Annotated in this window: 15 protein-coding genes; 5 read left to right on the top strand and 10 right to left on the bottom strand. The window is 72.1% G+C overall.

Annotated features, from left to right (window positions below):
• Positions 1-94: 94 nt before the first annotated feature.
• From G011_RS0101595 to recO, 4 genes are all read right to left on the bottom strand, one after another.
• Positions 95-907, bottom strand: coding sequence for an SGNH/GDSL hydrolase family protein (locus G011_RS0101595; RefSeq protein WP_026337915.1), 813 nt, complete (start codon positions 905-907; stop codon positions 95-97).
• Positions 908-1002: 95 nt separating this feature from the next.
• The gene (locus G011_RS0101590) at positions 1003-1800 is read right to left on the bottom strand and encodes an SGNH/GDSL hydrolase family protein (RefSeq protein ID WP_019606924.1); all 798 of its coding nucleotides are present in this window, start codon (positions 1798-1800) and stop codon (positions 1003-1005) included.
• Positions 1800-2621 (bottom strand): isoprenyl transferase, encoded by an 822-nt coding sequence (locus G011_RS0101585; RefSeq protein WP_013151782.1) that lies wholly within the window; start codon positions 2619-2621, stop codon positions 1800-1802. The genes G011_RS0101590 and G011_RS0101585 overlap by 1 nt, the downstream gene beginning before the upstream one ends.
• The gene (recO, locus tag G011_RS0101580; protein WP_013151781.1) at positions 2618-3349 is read right to left on the bottom strand and encodes a DNA repair protein RecO; all 732 of its coding nucleotides are present in this window, start codon (positions 3347-3349) and stop codon (positions 2618-2620) included. Before recO ends, G011_RS0101585 begins: the two co-directional genes overlap by 4 nt.
• Before the next feature lie 413 nt (positions 3350-3762).
• On the opposite strand from recO, the gene G011_RS0101575 reads away from it, so the two are divergent.
• Together G011_RS0101575 and G011_RS0101570 are read left to right on the top strand one after the other, a co-directional pair.
• The gene (locus tag G011_RS0101575; RefSeq protein ID WP_019606923.1) at positions 3763-4530 is read left to right on the top strand and encodes a CAP domain-containing protein; all 768 of its coding nucleotides are present in this window, start codon (positions 3763-3765) and stop codon (positions 4528-4530) included.
• Between the two features lie 231 nt (positions 4531-4761).
• Positions 4762-5472 carry a DUF2625 domain-containing protein gene (locus tag G011_RS0101570; RefSeq protein WP_019606922.1) on the top strand — a complete coding sequence of 237 codons (711 nt, stop codon included), beginning with the start codon at positions 4762-4764 and terminating at the stop codon, positions 5470-5472.
• Between the two features lie 67 nt (positions 5473-5539).
• Here G011_RS0101570 and leuA read toward each other — a convergent pair whose 3' ends face one another.
• The 6 genes from leuA to G011_RS0101540 form a co-directional block, all read right to left on the bottom strand.
• Positions 5540-7240, bottom strand: a complete 1701-nt coding sequence (gene leuA, locus G011_RS0101565; RefSeq protein WP_026337913.1) for a 2-isopropylmalate synthase — start codon at positions 7238-7240, stop codon at positions 5540-5542.
• A 442-nt stretch (positions 7241-7682) separates the two neighbouring features.
• Positions 7683-8744, bottom strand: a complete 1062-nt coding sequence (locus G011_RS0101560; protein ID WP_019606920.1) for an alkene reductase — start codon at positions 8742-8744, stop codon at positions 7683-7685.
• 336 nt (positions 8745-9080) lie between these two features.
• Positions 9081-9431, bottom strand: coding sequence for a hypothetical protein (locus tag G011_RS0101555; protein ID WP_019606919.1), 351 nt, complete (start codon positions 9429-9431; stop codon positions 9081-9083).
• A gap of 227 nt (positions 9432-9658) precedes the next feature.
• Positions 9659-11374, bottom strand: a complete 1716-nt coding sequence (gene gcl / locus G011_RS0101550; RefSeq protein WP_026337912.1) for a glyoxylate carboligase — start codon at positions 11372-11374, stop codon at positions 9659-9661.
• Between the two features lie 224 nt (positions 11375-11598).
• Positions 11599-12489: a 2-hydroxy-3-oxopropionate reductase gene (locus G011_RS0101545; protein ID WP_019606917.1), complete on the bottom strand. Its 891-nt coding sequence runs from the start codon at positions 12487-12489 to the stop codon at positions 11599-11601.
• A gap of 68 nt (positions 12490-12557) precedes the next feature.
• The gene (locus G011_RS0101540; protein WP_019606916.1) at positions 12558-13355 is read right to left on the bottom strand and encodes a hydroxypyruvate isomerase family protein; all 798 of its coding nucleotides are present in this window, start codon (positions 13353-13355) and stop codon (positions 12558-12560) included.
• Positions 13356-13766: 411 nt separating this feature from the next.
• Here G011_RS0101540 and uraD point away from each other — a divergent pair, with 411 nt between their 5' ends.
• From uraD to pucL, 3 genes are all read left to right on the top strand, one after another.
• Positions 13767-14315 carry a 2-oxo-4-hydroxy-4-carboxy-5-ureidoimidazoline decarboxylase gene (gene uraD, locus G011_RS0101535; protein ID WP_019606915.1) on the top strand — a complete coding sequence of 183 codons (549 nt, stop codon included), beginning with the start codon at positions 13767-13769 and terminating at the stop codon, positions 14313-14315.
• Positions 14312-14650 (top strand): hydroxyisourate hydrolase, encoded by a 339-nt coding sequence (gene uraH / locus G011_RS0101530; RefSeq protein WP_019606914.1) that lies wholly within the window; start codon positions 14312-14314, stop codon positions 14648-14650. The genes uraD and uraH overlap by 4 nt, the downstream gene beginning before the upstream one ends.
• Positions 14651-14884: 234 nt before the next feature.
• Positions 14885-15781 carry a factor-independent urate hydroxylase gene (pucL, locus tag G011_RS0101525; RefSeq protein WP_026337911.1) on the top strand — a complete coding sequence of 299 codons (897 nt, stop codon included), beginning with the start codon at positions 14885-14887 and terminating at the stop codon, positions 15779-15781.
• Positions 15782-16198 lie beyond the last annotated feature (417 nt).

The following is a 16198-nucleotide window of genomic DNA, read 5'->3' as shown; positions in this document are numbered from 1 at the left end:
GCGGAACACTATCCCTGCCCGGCCGGGGCTGTCTGCCCCGGCGGGTCCACGCCCGGAGCCCCGACGCGTCGTGCGCGCGGCGCCCCGCGGGGCGTCAGTCCCGGCGCAGCGGGTCCAGGCTGGGGCGTTTGGGGCTGACGTTGTCCCCCGAGGAGCGACCGGTGAGGCGGCGGCCGATCCACGGCACCAGGAACTCGCGCGCCCAGTGCAGGTCCTCCTGGCGGGCGGAGCGCCAGTCGCGGGGGTCGGCGGGCGGCCACGGCTGCCTCCAGTCGCCCTCCACGGGCACCCCGAGCACCTCGGCCACGCGCAGCGCCATGCGGCGGTGGCCCTCCGGGGACAGGTGCAGGCGGTCCCAGCTCCAGGCGCGGGCGTCGTCCAGGACCCGCATGCTCCACACGTCCACCACGTCGCAGCCGTAGCGGTCGGCGATGGCCCGCAGGTGCATGTTGTACGTGGCGATCCGGCCGCGCATGTGGCGCATCACGGGCTGCCAGTTGGTGTCGAACCCGGTGAAGACCACGATGCGCGCGCCGGTCCGGCTGAGCTCCTCCACCGCCGCGGCGAAGGCCACGGCCACGGCGTCGGGGTCGCTGCCGGGGCGGATGATGTCGTTGCCGCCCGCGCACAGCGTGATCAGGTCCGGCGAGAGCTCCACCGCCCGGGGGACCTGTTCCTCGGCGATCTGGCCGATGAGCTTGCCGCGCACCGCGAGGTTGGCGTAGCGCACCTCCGCGACGTGGTCGGCCAGGTGTTCGGCCAGACGGTCGGCCCATCCCCGGTAGCGGCCGTCGGGCGCGCCGCCGCCGTCCGGGTAGGGGTCGCTCATGCCCTCGGTGAAGCTGTCACCGAGGGCGACGTAGGACAGGATGTCCTGGTGCACCAAGTTCGTCCCAAAACCGCTCATAATGCCCGATCATCCAACTCCGCGCCAGGGTTACGCGACAGTAGGTTGATCGTTTCCGGCGTTTTGGGAGCCACCTCACACCGGGTCGGCGGCGGTCAGCGGTCCTTGGTGATCCGGGTCAGCTCCGGGCGCTTGGCCGTGACCGTGTCGCCGGAGGAGCGCCCCGTCAGACGGCGGCCGATCCACGGGCCGAGCGACTCCCTGACCCAGGTCAGGTCCTCCCGGCGCGCGCGGGCCCAGCCGACCGGCTCGCTGTGCGGCCACGGCTCGTCCCAGCGCTCCGTCACCGGCACGCCCAGTACCTCGGCCACGCGCAGCGCCAGGCGGCGGTGCCCCTCGGGGGACATGTGCAGCCGGTCCTCGTCCCAGGCACGGGGGTCGGTGAGCACCCTCATCGGCCACTGGTCCACCAGGAGGCAGCCGTGCTTGTCGGCGACGGCGCGCACGTGCATGTAGTAGCGCGCGAACAGGCCGATGGTGCCGCGCATGTAACCCGTGGTGATGTTGACGCCGGTGAAGAGCACGACCTGGCTCCCCGCGGCGCGCAGGCGGCCCACCGTGTGGTCCAGGATCCTGGCCATCCGCTCGGGGTCCCCGCCCGGGCGCAGCAGGTCGTTGCCGCCCGCGCTCAGGGTGACCAGGTCCGGGGCCATCGCCAGGACGGGCGGGAGCTGGTCGGTGACGATCTGGCGCATGAGCTTGCCGCGCACCGCCAGGTTCGCGTACAGGACCTCGCCCAAGTCGTCGGCCAGGTGCTCGGCCAGCCGGTCGGCCCAGCCGCGGAAGCCCGCGCCCGGCTCCGGGTAGGGGTCGCCCACACCCTCGGTGAAGCTGTCGCCCACCGAGACGAGCGACATGCCCGGCCTGAGCAGCGGACCGTCCGAACCTGCCATCACTTCTTCTCCTCCGACACGGGGTTGGGCACGGCACCGCCGTAGCGGCGGTCCCGGCTCGCGTAGATCTCACAGGCCCGCCACAGGTCGCGGCGGTCGAAGTCGGGCCAGAGCGTGTCCAGGAAGACGAACTCGGCGTAGGCGGACTGCCAGAGGAGGAAGTTGGACGTGCGCTGCTCGCCGGAGGAGCGCACGAACAGGTCCACGGGCGGCACGTCGGGGGCGTAGAGGTGCTGGGCGAGGGTGTCCTCGGTGATCTTCTCCGGGGAGAGCAGACCCGCCGCCGCCCTGCGGGCCAGCTCGCGCGCGGCGTCGACGATCTCGGCCTGCCCGCCGTAGTTCACGCAGAACTGGAGGGTGAGCGCGGTGTTGTCCCTGGTCATCTCCTCCGCGTCCTGGAGTTCGCGGATGACGCTCTTCCACAGCCGCCCCGCGCGCCCGGCCCACTTGACGCGGACCCCCCGCGCGTGCAGCTCGTCGCGGCGCCTGCGGATGGTGTCGCGGTTGAAGCCCATGAGGAAGCGCACCTCGTCGGGCGAGCGCTTCCAGTTCTCGGTGGAGAAGGCGTAGGCGGACAGGTTGGCCACGCCCATCTCCAGGGCGCCCTCGATCACGTCGAAGAGCGAGGACTCACCGGCCTTGTGCCCCTCGGTGCGCGCCAGCCCGCGCTCCTTGGCCCAACGGCCGTTGCCGTCCATGACCACGGCCACGTGCCGGGGCACCAGCTGGGCGGGGAGCTCGGGGGGACGCGCGCCGCTGGGGTGCGGAACGGGCGCGGCGTACTCCCGCCGTTTACCGGTGTCGAAGCTGAACAGACTCAAGAACGCTCCACATGGCGCAGTGATCGGATTCCGTTTTCCAGGTGCCACTGTAGGTAGGCCGCGACCAGCCCGCTGCACTCGGAGCGCTGCCTGTCCTCGCTGGCGTCCGCGCTCTCCCAGTCCCCTCCGAGCAGTGCCGACATGAGTCGGAGCGTGTCCGGGGACGGGTGCACGGAGCCGTGGGGACGGCACACCGTGCAGACCATACCTCCGGCGTGGACCGCGAACGCGCGGTGCTCCCCCCGGCTGCCGCAGCGGGCGCACTCGGCCAGCGAGGGCGCGTACCCGGCGACGGCGAGCGAGCGCAGCAGGTAGGCGTCCAGGACCAGCCGGGAGTCGTGACTTCCCTCACCCAGGGTACGCAGCGCGCCGATGAGCAGGAGGAACTGGCGCAGCGCCGGGTCCTTCTCGACCGAGACGACCTTCTCGGCGGTCTCCAGCATCGCGGTGGCGGCGGTGTAGCGGGAGTAGTCCGACACCACCGCCTCGCCGTAGGCGCGCACGGTCTCGGCCTGGGTGATCACGTCCAGCGTGCGGCCCGCGTGCAGCTGGAGGTCGACGTGGGTGCACGGCTCCAGGCGGGCGCCGAAGCGGGACCTGGTGCGGCGCACCCCCTTGCCGACGGCGCGGACCAGGCCGGTGCGCCGGGTCAGGAGGGTGATGATGCGGTCGGCCTCGCCCAGCTTCTGGTTGCGCAGGACGACACCCTCGTCGCGGTAGAGACTCACATCCCCATTGTCGCGGATACCACGGACCGTCCACGCGGACGGTGGAGCACGAAACCCCTCTATGACCAGCTTTATTACAGTTTGGTTTCCCTTTTTGCGACATTTGCTCTACTCTCACGCGCTAGGCGCTCCGCGTCGGGCCCGCCGCCCTTCCCCCGCGGCACTCTCCCGGAGCAGCCGCGCGCATCCCGCGCGCTCCCCGACACGGGTTCACCCGAGACCCGCGGGGCACGGGCGAGGGCCGGCCTGAGCGCGGACCCCGCGCGAGCGGCGCCCCGTCGCGCCCGTGCCCCGACGTCCCACTTCCCGAGGAGGGCCCTATGGCGCGTGGTCGCCGAGGCAGACGCAGGAAGAGCGCCGACCGACACCGCCGTGCCGGGCGCGGACTGCGCTCGATACCGCTCGCGGTACCCATGGCCGCGGTCCCCGTCGGCCTGGTCGTGGCGGGCGCTCTGCTGTTCACCGGCGCGGAGTCCGGCCTCAACCCCTTCCAGAACACGGCGGACGGCCAGGCGCAGGAGGGAGGGCTCGGCACCGCGGTCACCGACGACTCGCTCGTGCCCGAGGCCTCCGAGGACGCCGACTTCTTCGCCTCGCCCACCGCGACGCCTCAGCGCGAGCCCGCGCCCTCCGGGGAGGGCGTCGAGCCGCAGAGCGCGCAGGCCTCCTCCGTTCCCGAGGACAGCGGGGACGAGGACACCGGCGGCGCTGGCGGCGGTGGCGGCTCGGAGTCCGGCGGCGGGGGCTCGGGCGGCGGTGACGGCGGCGGCGACAGCGGCGGCGGTGGCGGCGACAGCGGTTCGGACGCCCCCGCCGGCGGAGCGACCGAGCAGGTCGTGACACTGGTCAACGCCCAGCGCGCGGACGCCGGCTGCGGCCCGCTGCGGGTGGACTCACGGCTGACCGCCGCCGCCCAGGAGCACAGCGAGGACATGAACCGGCGCGACTACATGAGCCACGAGAGCCCCGAGGGCGAGGGCCCCGGGGACCGGGCCGACCGCCACGGCTACGACGCCTGGGGCGCGGAGAACGTCGCCAAGGGGCAGACCAGCCCCCAGCAGGTGATGGACGCCTGGATGAACAGCGACGGGCACCGCAGGAACATCCTCAACTGCGACCTGGTCGCGATCGGCGTCGGCGAGTCCGGCAACGCCTGGACCCAGATGTTCGGCTGGGAGTAGCCCCCAGCCCACGCGCGTCGGGCCGCCCTTCCCGGGAGGGGGAGGGCGGCCCCGCGTGTGCGAGCGGAGCCCGGCCGGACCGCGGTGGAGACCGGGCGCACGCGCGCGGTCCGCGGCTCGAAGGGCGTGCCGCCCCGTTCGCCCTCCCGGAGGCCTCGGCGAACGCGTCGGCGCCGACCGGTAGTGTGGACCGCCGTCGCGACCCCTCGCGGCCCGACGGGAGGTGGCCCTGTGCGCGAGCTGAGTGAACTGGTCGAGGTGGACGAACCCGCCTGGCCGCTGCTGTCCGAACGCCTGGAGCGGGGCGGGGCCGCCGTGCGCGCCCTGCCCGTCGACCCCGAGCGCGGCCGCACGTGCCTGCACCGCCTCCAGGTGACCGCGCGCTCTTTTTTGGGCGCGATGGCGCTGGAGTCCGGCGGCCTGCTCCTCGACGGCGGGTGGCTGCGCGTGCACGGCGGCGGCGGGGCGGAGCTGCCCGGTCTGGGCGAGGTCAACGACCTGAGCGCGGCGGTGGTGTACGGCCCGCCGCCGCGGCTGGTGGTCGCCCACGACGTTCTGGGCGGGGTGTTCGCCCTCAACGGGCCCGCGGCCGAGGGCGGGGACTATCCCGGCAGGCCCGGGGAGATGGTCTACTTCGCGCCCGACTCCCTGGAGTGGGAACCCCTGGAGACGGCCTACTCCGGCTGGATGCTGTGGCTGCTGGACGGCCACCTGGAGGACTTCTACCGCGCCCTGCGCTGGCCGGGCTGGCGCGAGGAGGCCGAGGCGCTGGACCTGACGCGGGGGTTGTCGCTGCACCCCTTCCCCTGGACGTCCGAGGCGCGCCAGGACATGGCCGCGACCTCGCGCAGGCCGGTCGCGCTGGGCGAGCTGACCGGCGCGCACCGGGAGTCGTGCGCCACCCTGGGCCTGCCCGACCCCGGCCCGTTCGGCCTGCTCTAGCGGCCGGGAGACGGGCCGGGACCGCGACCGGCGGTCGCGGCCCCGCACGTCCGCGGGCGTGCGCGCGTCAGACGCGCGCGATGGCGCTGCACAGCGCCTTGAGCGAGGCCGTGGTGATGCTGCTGTGGATGCCCACGCCCCACACCACGCGGCCGTCGATCTCGGCCTCCACGTAGGCGGCGGCGCGGGCGTCGCCGTCCCCGCCCATGGAGTGCTCCACGTAGTCCATGACGCGGACCTTGACGTCGACGTCGGTCAGGGCGTCGCAGAACGCGGAGATGGGGCCGTTGCCGGTGCCGGTCAGCTCGCGGATCTCGCCGTTGACCCGGGCGTCGGCCTCGATCCGGTAGGTGCCGTCGCTGTCGGTGGTGGAGCGGTGCGCCAGCACCGCGACCGGTCCGCCCTCGGCCAGGTAGGTCTGCGAGAAGATCTCCCAGATGCGCCCGGCGGCGAACTCACCTCCCTCGGCGTCGGTGAACTTCTGGATGACCTGGGAGAACTCGATCTGGAGGCGGCGCGGCAGGTCCAGCGAGTGGTCGCGCTGCATGATGTAGGAGACGCCGCCCTTGCCGGACTGGCTGTTGACCCGGATGACGGCCTCGTAGTTGCGGCCCACGTCCTTGGGGTCGATGGGCAGGTAGGGCACGTCCCAGACGTACTCCTCCACCGGGGTCCCCGCGGCGTCGGCGGCCTCCTGCTGGGCGACGAAGCCCTTCTTGATGGCGTCCTGGTGGGAGCCGGAGAAGGCGGTGTAGACCAGGTCGCCGCCGTAGGGGTGGCGCGGGGCGACCGGCAGCTGGGTGCAGTGCTCGACGGTGCGGCGGATCTCGTCGATGTCGGAGAAGTCGATCCGGGGGTCCACGCCCTGGCTGAACAGGTTCATGCCCAGGGTGACCAGGCAGACGTTGCCGGTGCGCTCGCCGTGCCCGAACAGGCAGCCCTCGACGCGGTCGGCCCCGGCCATGACGGCCAGTTCGGCCGAGGCCACGCCGGTGCCGCGGTCGTTGTGCGGGTGCACCGAGACGACCACGTGCTCGCGCCGGGACAGGCTGCGGCTCATCCACTCGATCTGGTCGGCGTAGACGTTGGGCGTGGAGCGCTCGACGGTCGCGGGCAGGTTGAGGATGATCTCGCGGCCCGGGCCGGGCTGCCAGACGTCCATGACGGCCTCGCAGACCTTCAGGGCGAAGTCCAGCTCGGTGTCGATGAAGATCTCGGGCGAGTACTCGTAGCCGAAGTACTCGGTCTCGCCCAGGTACTGCTCGGCGAAGCGCATGACGTGCCGGGTGCCCTGGACGGCGATGTCCTTGCAGGCCTCGCGGTCCACGCGGAAGACGACGCGGCGGAAGGTGGGCGCGGTGGCGTTGTACAGGTGCACGGTGGCGCGCTTCGCCCCGACCAGGCTCTGCACGGTGCGCTCGATGAGGTCCTCACGGGCCTGGGTCAGCACCGAGATCTGCACGTCGTCGGGGATCGCGTCGCCCTCGATCAGGGACCGGACGAAGTCGAAGTCGGTCTGGCTGGCGGCCGGGAAACCCACCTCGATCTCCTTGTAGCCCATCCGCACCAGCAGCTCGAACATCTCGCGCTTGCGGGCGGGGTCCATCGGCTCGATCAGCGCCTGGTTGCCGTCGCGCAGGTCCGTGGACAGCCAGCGCGGGGCCTCGGTGATGCTCTTGGAGGGCCAGGTGCGGTCGGGCAGGTCCACCGGCGCGAAGGGCTTGTAGCGGTGGAAGGGCATGGGGCTGGGCTTTTGCTGCGGCACCATCTCGGTGGCTCCTCGGGTGGATCTGGCGCTTGGTCATGGTCGACCAGGACAAGCCGAAGTCCCGCGGCGAGGGAGCCGACCTTTTAACGACCCCCGCCGCGGCCGCTAAGGAGAAGCAGCTCGCGCAGCATAACGGCCCCCACGCTAGCAGACGGCCCACCGGAACTGGTACCCGGTGTCCATATGTTGGGACGGGCGTCACATGACCTGGGGATCCTCCTCACGGAGGGCGCGCACGGCGGGATTCACCCCCTTACCGGTACCTCGACCTCAAGAGACCGGCGGGGTGTCTGTAACATTTTCGGTGAACCCTTCAGTGCTAGGGGGGTTGTTCCAGATCCCGTCGACGGGGCCCGGGGTGCGGCCAACACCCGGGGCCGCCGCCGGCAGCGCGGTCACCGCGCGCCGGCGGCCGGGCCGGTCCCGTCGACGGGATTTCGCGTCAGGCGTCCAGGGCCGGGTAGTCGGTGTAGCCGCGGTGGTCCCCGCCGTAGTAGGTGGCCCGGTCCGGGGCCGCGACGGGAGCGCCGGTCCTGATCCTGGCGGGCAGGTCGGGGTTGGCGATCCAGGCCGAGGCCATCGCCACGGCGTCCGCCCGCTCCTCGGCCAGGGCCGCGGTGGCGGGCCCGGTGTCGGTGCCGGAGGCGGGGTTGAGGACGAAGGTCCCCGGCCACTCCTTGCGCAGCGCGTCGGTGTACTCGGCCGAGGCCGACTCCGTCAGGTGCAGGTAGGCCAGTTCGGGACGGCCGCGCAGCCCGTCCAGGAGCGCGAGGTACTGCTCCAGGGGGTCGCTCTGGCTGATGCCGTTGAGCCTGCTGGCCGGGGAGACGCGCAGGCCGGTGCGGTCGGCGCCGACTGCCTCGACGACCGCGTCCACCACCTCCAGGGCGAAGCGGGCGCGGTTGGCGGCGCTGCCGCCGTACCCGTCGGTGCGCCGGTTGCTGCCGTCGGAGAGGAACTGCTCGATGAGATAGCTGTTGCCGCCGTGCAGCTCCACCCCGTCGAAACCGGCGGCGATCGCGTTGCGCGCGGCCGCGGCGTGGTCGGCGAGGGTCTGGTCGATGTCGGCGGCGGTCATCTCACGCGGCACCGGGTGCGCGAGCTTCTGCCTGCCGTCGTACATGGACGCGCCCGAGGCGATGGGGGAAGGGCCGACGGGCAGGCCGCCGTCGGGGTAGAGGCTGGGGTGTCCGACCCGGCCCGCGTGCATGAGCTGGGCGAAGATGTGCCCGCCGCGCTCGTGCACGGCGTCGGTGACGCGCCGCCACGCCGCGACCTGCTCCTCGCTGTGCAGCCCCGGGGTGTCGGTGTAGCCCTGGCCTCGGACGCTGGGCTGGATGCCCTCGGTGATGATCAACCCGGCCGAGGCGCGCTGGGCGTAGTACTCGACGGCGAGGTCGCCGGGCACGCCCCCGCGGCAGCGCGAGCGCGTCATCGGGGCCATGAACAGGCGGTTGGGCAGGTGCAGGCGGCCGATCCGGACGGGATCGAACAGGTCGCTCAAGGCGGGCTCCGTGGTGTGCGGGTCGAGAGGGGTCATGCCCTCGGGAACGCACTCACGTTAGGAGGAACCGCCGCGGGGCCGTCGACCGGGTACGCACTTGGCCAGGTCACGCACCCGCGCCGCCGTCCCGGCCCGGGTGGGCGGGTCACCGCGGGTGTCGGTCCCGGTACACCCGGCTGCGCCGGACCACGCGCTCCACCGGGACGGCGGGCAGAACGGGGGCGCCCCGGAGATCGCCGTATCCGCCGTGGACACACGGGCGGGGGCCGAGGGGCGGGGGCTGACGCGGGCGGAGAAGGCCCCGGCCCCGGGCGGCGCGCCCGGGGCCGGGAGCGGTCAGAACTCCCCCTGGCAGGCCTGCTGGACCTTGCCCTGGCCGAAGGACTCCACGTAGGTCTCGTCCGGGGCCAGTTCCAGGTAGCCGTCCGTCTGGGCCCCGTAGATCAGCACCGGGTCGGTGCCGTTCCACTTGAACTGGAGCTGGCAGTCGTCCGTGGCCTCGTAGGTGGCCCACCAGAACCCTTCGGAGTCCGGTGCCGTGATCCTGAGTTCGTCACCGGGCAGACCGCTCTCCGCCAGGAGTTCCTGGAACTCCTCCTCGGAGCCGTTCTGGGAGGAACAGGCGGAGGAGGCGAGCGCGACGGCCGCGACGGCGACCGCAGAGAGGAAACGCGCGTGGGGGGACATGCTTTTCCAACTTCCGAGAGTGCCGACGACGGCTCCGTTGCGTTCTCCCGCTCCCTGGCACGGCGGATCCGTCGTCAAGGTGAGTCCACGTTTGCGCAGGTGCGGGCCGGAGAAAACGCACGTCGCGAAACACTCCGGACACAACCCTGTAACGGCAGGTTCACCTGTGTCCGGTGTGCCCCGTTTGGTCCGCTGTGGCAGGCGTTCCGCACGGGGCACACCCGCCGTCAGACCCCCGGAACCGGCTCGAACTCGCGGACCGCGTCGATCGCGGGCCCGTGCGGCGTGTTGGCCTCGCGCTCGATCATGATCTCCACGAGCACCGGCCGCGACGTGGCCTGGGCCTGCTTGCGGGCCCACTCCAGGGACTCGCGGATCTCCCCGGGCTCCACGACGCGGCGCCCGGAGCACCCGTAGGCCTCCATGAGCTTGACGTTGTCGGTGCCGTACTCGTCGTAGTGGATGTCCACCTGGTAGTTCATGTCGAACGGGATCGAGGCCTGGCGGATCAGGCCCAGGTACTCGTTGTTGAGCATGATGATGACGTAGGGCACGTCGTACTGGGCGGCCACGGCCAGTTCCTCGACCATGTACTGGAACCCGTAGTCGCCGACGATCCCGACGACCTCCGCGTCCGGCTCGGTGTGCTTGAGCGCCTTCTTGACGCCGATGGCGGCGGGGATCTCCCAGCCGAGTGGGCCCGCCTGGCCGCAGATCTGGTAGTGGCGCGGCTTGTACGCCTTCTGGTGCTGGCCTCCCCAGATCTGGTACAGGCCGATCGCGGTGACGAAGTAGGTGTCCTCGCCGAAGACCTCGTTGATCTCCTTGTAGACGCGCGGCGCCTTGACCGGGACCGTGTCGAAGTCCTCGCGGCGGGTCAGGGTGGCCTTGAGCTCGGCGACCCGGTCGATCCAGGGCCGCACCTGGGCCTTGGCGCCGCGGGCGCGCGCGGCGGCGAGCAGCTCACGCAGGAACAGCCGCGCGTCGGAGACCACGCCCAGGTCGGGTTCGAAGACCCGTCCGATCTGGGTGGCCTCGATGTCGACGTGGATGAATCTGCGCTCGCCCCGGTAGACGTCGATCTGCCCGGTGTGGCGGTCGGCGAAGCGCGCGCCCACCGCCAGGACCAGGTCCGACTCCAGGAAGGAGGCGTTGCCGTAGCGCTGGGAGGTCTGCACGCCGGTCATGCCCGAGTACAGCGGCGAGTCCTCGTCGAAGGAGCCCTTGCCCATGAGGGTGACCTGCACCGGGACCTGGAGGTGCTCGGCCAGCGCGCGCAGGTCGTCGGAGGCCTCGGCGGTGATCACGCCGCCTCCGGCCAGGATCAGGGGGCGCTCGGCCTCCAGCAGCATGTCCAGCGCGCGCTCCACCCGGGGCTGGTGCGGCTCGACGGCGTTGACCTTGAGCGGGGCGTCGATGGCGGGGTCGTAGTCGATCAGCTGCTGGGCGACGTCCACGGGGATGTCCACCAGGACGGGGCCGGGGCGCCCCTCCCGGGCGATCCGGAACGCCTCGCGGAAGATCCAGGGCGCGGTGGCGGCCTCCTTGATCTGGACGGCCCACTTGGTGACGGGCTTGGCGATCTCGACGATGTCGACCGCCTGGAAGCCCTCCTTGTCCAGCAGGTCGGTGCGCTGCTGGCCGGTGATGCACACGATCGGGACCGAGTCCGCGATGGCCGTGTACAGGCCGGTGATCATGTTGGTTCCGGCGGGGCCGGAGGTGCCGATGGCCACGCCGACCTTGCCGGTGGTCCGGGACCAGCCGTCGGCCATGTGGGTGGCGCCCTCCTCGTGGCGGACGGTCAGGTGCTCGATGCCGCCGACCTGTTCCATCGCCTTGTAGAGGGGCAGGATGGCCGCGCCGGGGCAGCCGAAGGCCGTGTCGACGCCCTCGTCCTTGAGGACCTCCACGACCGCGTTCATCGCGGGCATCTGTGGCATGGGAAGCGAACCCTTCAGTGCTAGGGGTGCTGGTGGCTGTGTGGTGGTGACGCCGTGTGGTGATGACGCCGTGTGCTAGGGGTGGTGCCGTGGTGCTGCTGGTGTGCGGGCGAGCCCGCGGGTGGGTCCGGACGGCGCGCGGGCCGTGTCCACCGGTGCGGCCAACACCGGGGAGGGACGGCGCGGGGCCGGGTGCGGACCCTGGCCTTCGAAGGTCCGGTCCGCTACTTCTCGGAGCGGTCGGAGAGCTGCTCGACGATCTTCAGCAGCGCGGAGTGGTCGAGACCGCCGTGGCCCTGGTGCTTGAGCGCGCCGACGTACTGCGCGACCTGGGAGCCCAGCGGGATCGCGACCCCGGCGGCGCGCGCGGAGTCGGTGACGATGCGCATGTCCTTGTCGTGCAGCGCGATCCGGAAGCCCGGGGTGAAGTCGCGCTTGCGCATGGCGGCGCCCTTGCGCTGGAGCACGGTGCTGCCCGCGAGCCCGCCGCCCAGGACCTCCAGGCCGGACTCGGTGTCCACCCCGTGCGCCTCCAGGAAGACCAGGGCCTCGGCCAGGAGCTGGATGTTGCCCGCGACGATGAGCTGGTTGGCGGCCTTGACGGTCTGGCCTGAGCCGTTCGGTCCGACCAGGACCGGGGTGGTGCCCAGGACGTCGAAGAGCGGCCGGGCCGCCTCGAAGTCCTCCTCGGCGCCGCCGACCATGATGGAGAGCTTGGCCTCGATCGCGCCCGCCTCGCCGCCGCTGACGGGGGCGTCCAGGACGCGCAGGCCGCGCTCGGCCCCGGCCTCGGCCACCGCGCGGGACACGTCCGGGCGGATGGTGCTCATGTCGATGACCAGGGTGCCGGGCTTGACGCTCTCGAAGACGCCGCCCCGGCCGAACATGAGCTCCTCCACGTCCGGGGAGTCCGGGACCATGGTGATGACGGCGTCGGCGTCGGCGACGGCCCCGGCGACGCTGCCCCCGCGCAGGCCGCCCTCGGCGACCAGCGCGTCGACGCGCTCGGGGCTGCGGTTGTGGCCGGTCACGGTGTACCCGGCGCGGACGAGGTTGACGGCCATGGGCAGACCCATGATCCCCAGGCCGATGAAGGCGATCTTCCTGACGGGCACGAGGGCCCCCTTCGTGACTGGTGTGCTGCTGGTGCTGTGCTGCTGGTGGCGTGGTGCGCGGCCGGGGGTCAGTTGAGCCAGCCGAAGCTCTGGGCGCTGGGCACGGTCGGCTTGTACTCCAGACCGACGAGCCCCCGGTAGCCCCCGGTCTGGGCGGCGGTGAGCAGTTCCTCGATGGGCAGCCGTCCGGTGCCGGGCTCGCCGCGCCCGGGGGTGTCGGCGATCTGGATGTGTCCGAACTCGGCGGCGTGGTCGCGGACCGCGGCGGCGAAGTCGTCGCCGTTGACGGCGAGGTGGTACAGGTCCGCCAGGAGGGCGACGTTGTCCGCGCCCGCCTCCCGGGCCCGGGCGACGAACGCGAGCCCGTCCGCGGCCGTGGTCAGGGGGTAGCTCTCGGCCCCGCTGATGGGCTCGATGAGGACGGTGCCGCCGACCGCCGCCACGGCCTCGGCCGCCGCGACGGTGTTCTCCAGGGCGGTCCGGTCCTGTTCACCGGGGTCCACCCCCGGTTGGCGCAGGCCGTAGAGGGCGTTGAAGCCCGTGGCGCCCGTGCGTTCGGCGATGCGCACCACGACGTCGATGTTGGCGCGGAACTCGGCGCTGCGCGAGGGGTGCGAGAGCACGCCCCGGTCGGGTCCGGGCAGCTGGCCCGCGAAGAAGTTGAGGCCGCTGAGACGGACCCCCGCCCGGTCGAGGGCGGAGACGAAGGCGTCGATCTCGTCCTCGGGCGGGGTCGGGCTCTCGAACGGCCACCAGAACTCGACGGCGTCGAAGCCCGCCTCCCGCGCCGCCCGGGGGCGGTCGTTGAGGGGGAGCTCGGTGAACAGCAGCGAGCAGTTCACCGTGTACCCCAGGGTGTGGCTCATACCTTGCCTCCAGCATCTACTTCCATAATGTGGAAAGTAGTTTTCGCTTTAAGGAATGATTGAAGTGTGTGCCGGGGCACCCCCGCTTGTCAACCACTCCGGGACCCGGCCCTCCCACACCCCGGACGCCACTCTGGGCGCACCGACCCCGCGAACCCCCCGAAACCCGCCGCGAACTCTGTGTGACGGCGAGAAGGTCAGACCTTCTTTGTACTCGGGCACAGATCGGGTTATTTTTCGCAGATCTCCCCTTGCGAGTGTTGACAAGGTCACACTCGCATCAACTAGAGTCCCTCCAATCCGTAATACGGAATTAGCTATCTGCACTACGAAAATTCTTGGCGGGGGCTGCGGCGGTACGCCGTCCCACGGACGGGGACCCGGGGTTCGCGCCAAGTCACGGGAGACCACATGAGCACCCCGGAGGAGCCGGAGAGCGGGCCCGACCCCGGCCTGGCCCGCCTGAACGCCCTGCCCGAACAGGAGCTGCGCGCCGCGCTCGCGCAGTGCCTGGACGTGGACCGCTGGGTCGCGGCCGTCGCGTCCGAGGCGCCCTTCTCCGACCGCGCGGCCCTGCTGGCCTCGGCCGACGGGCACGCCCGCGCCGTCACCGCCGACGAGGTCGCCTCCGCGCTGGCCCGCCACCCCCGCATCGGGGAGAAGGCCGAGGGCGCCGGCACCGAGGCCGCCTGGTCGCGCGGGGAGCAGTCCGCCTTCGCCTCCGACACCGACGACGCCTCCGTGCGCGTCCAGCGGATCTTCGCCCACGCCCAGCGCGAGTACGAGGACAGATTCGGGCAGATCTACCTCGTCTGCGCGAGCGGGCGCTCCAGCCGCGAACTCCTCGCCGACCTGGTCGCGCGCCTGTCCAACGACCGCGACACCGAACTGGCCGTGGTCGGCGGGGAGCTGAGGCGGATCGCCGGGCTCCGCCTCGTCAAACTCCTGGAGGACGCATGAGCCACGTCACCACCCACGTCCTGGACGCCGCCCTGGGCAGCCCCGCCCGCGGCGTGCCCGTGCGGCTGGAGGCCGCCGACGGCCCCGGCGCCTGGCGGACGGTCGCCGAGGGGCGCACCGACGACGACGGACGCGTGCCCGACCTGGGCCCCGACCGGCTCCCCGCGGGCTTCCACCGGATCGTCTTCGACACCGCCGCCTACTTCGGGGCCACCGGCCAGCGCGGCTTCTACCCCGAGGTCGCCATCGTGTTCGACCTCGCCGACGAGGACGCCCACTACCACGTCCCGCTGCTGCTGAGCCCGTTCGCCTACTCGACCTACCGGGGCTCCTAGCCGGGCGGGCGCCACGCGCCCTCCCCCTGGGCACCACCCACACAGACCACCGCGGCGGCACGGCCGACCGGGAAGGGAGCGGCGGGCAGGAGATCCTCGCCGGCCAGGGCAAACCTGAATCTTCGAGTGCGCGACAGGTCCTTCCGCACGACCACAGCGGTCCTCCCTCGTAGCACTTGCGCCACGGCGCGAACGATGACGACTTCACGCATCACACGGATGGAGTTCACCCTGATGGGCATCCGACTCGGAGACAACCAGTACGGCAAGGCCGAGGTCCGCCTCGTCCACGTCAACCGCGACACCGACGTCCACCGGATCAAGGACGTCAACGTCACCTCCCAGCTGCGCGGAGAGCTGGAGACGGTGCACACCCTCGGCGACAACAGCACCTGTCTGCCGACCGACACCCAGAAGAACACCGTCTACGCCAAGGCCCGCGAGTGGGGCGGCGTCGGCGCCGTCGAGGACTTCGCCCTGCGTCTGGCCCGCCACTTCGTGGACGAGCACGAGTACGTGCACGGGGCCCGGCAGGAGGTGCAGGAGTACTCCTGGGAGCGGATCCAGACCTCCTCCGGCCCGCACGACCACGCGTTCTCGCGCAAGGGCGCCGAGACCCGCACCACCGTCGTCACCAAGACGGGCGACCGGGAGTGGGTGGTCTCCGGGTTCGAGGGCCTGTCCGTGCTCAAGTCCACCGGCTCGGAGTTCCACGGCTACCCCAAGACCAAGTACACGACGCTGCCCGAGACCACCGACCGGATCCTGGCCACCGACGTCACCGCCCGCTGGCGCTACGTGGGCGTGGAGCACGACTTCGACAAGGCCTACTCCTCGGTCCGCGCCCTGTGCCTGGACGCCTTCGCCCGGACCCACAGCCTGGCGCTGCAGCAGACCCTCTACGAGATGGGCAGGGCCGTCCTGGAGGCGCACCCGGAGATCGCCGAGATCCGCTTCTCCATGCCCAACAACCACCACTTCCTGGTGGACCTGTCCCCGTTCGGCCTGGACAACCCGAACGAGGTCTTCTTCGCCGCCGACCGCCCCTACGGCAAGATCGAGGCCACCGTGGAGCGCGACGACGCCCCCGAGCCCGGCGACGCCTGGAAGACCGTCCCCGGCTTCGTCTAGGCGGTGTTCCCGGACCTCCGCTTCGCTTCGGTCCGTGTTCGGGCGCCCTTCGATACGGGAACCCGCCTCCGGCACCTCCAGAACCCCGTGGGCGCCCGGACCACCCCCACAAGCTGAGGCGGGTTCGGAAAACAGTCCCTGGACGGCGCCTCGGGGCGGCAGCCCCCGGCGCCTCCTGACGGAGAAGGCCCTGCCCCCGCCCCGCCCCGTGTCCGGGCGCTCCCCGGTGAGCGCTCCGGCAGGTGCCCCGCGGGCGGGACCGCCCTCTCCTCGCGGTCCCGTCCGCGGCCCCGGCTTCCCGCCGGGCACGCGCACCGACACTCCCGTGACCCGCGCGCACAGCCGTGCCACGGGCCCTGGCCCGCCGCGGCGGGCCCTCCCCCGGCCCCGGCACCCCCTGACGGAGGTGCCGGGCCG

Origin of the sequence: Nocardiopsis sp. CNS-639 (assembly GCF_000381685.1) — a bacterium.
Classification (GTDB): domain Bacteria; phylum Actinomycetota; class Actinomycetes; order Streptosporangiales; family Streptosporangiaceae; genus Nocardiopsis; species Nocardiopsis dassonvillei.
This window is presented reverse-complemented; position numbering and strand designations above follow the sequence as displayed.

Bases quoted from the DNA above. Each gene is read 5' to 3' on its own strand.
- G011_RS0101595 (WP_026337915.1), bottom strand. From the start codon at position 907: ATGAGCGGTTTTGGGACGAACTTGGTGCACCAGGACATCCTGTCCTAC.
- G011_RS0101590 (WP_019606924.1), bottom strand. From the start codon at position 1,800: ATGGCAGGTTCGGACGGTCCGCTGCTCAGGCCGGGCATGTCGCTCGTC.
- G011_RS0101575 (WP_019606923.1), top strand. From the start codon at position 3,763: ATGGCCGCGGTCCCCGTCGGCCTGGTCGTGGCGGGCGCTCTGCTGTTC.
- leuA (WP_026337913.1), bottom strand. From the start codon at position 7,240: ATGGTGCCGCAGCAAAAGCCCAGCCCCATGCCCTTCCACCGCTACAAG.
- G011_RS0101555 (WP_019606919.1), bottom strand. From the start codon at position 9,431: ATGTCCCCCCACGCGCGTTTCCTCTCTGCGGTCGCCGTCGCGGCCGTC.
- gcl (WP_026337912.1), bottom strand. From the start codon at position 11,374: ATGCCACAGATGCCCGCGATGAACGCGGTCGTGGAGGTCCTCAAGGAC.
- G011_RS0101540 (WP_019606916.1), bottom strand. From the start codon at position 13,355: ATGAGCCACACCCTGGGGTACACGGTGAACTGCTCGCTGCTGTTCACC.
- uraD (WP_019606915.1), top strand. From the start codon at position 13,767: ATGAGCACCCCGGAGGAGCCGGAGAGCGGGCCCGACCCCGGCCTGGCC.
- uraH (WP_019606914.1), top strand. From the start codon at position 14,312: ATGAGCCACGTCACCACCCACGTCCTGGACGCCGCCCTGGGCAGCCCC.
- pucL (WP_026337911.1), top strand. From the start codon at position 14,885: ATGGGCATCCGACTCGGAGACAACCAGTACGGCAAGGCCGAGGTCCGC.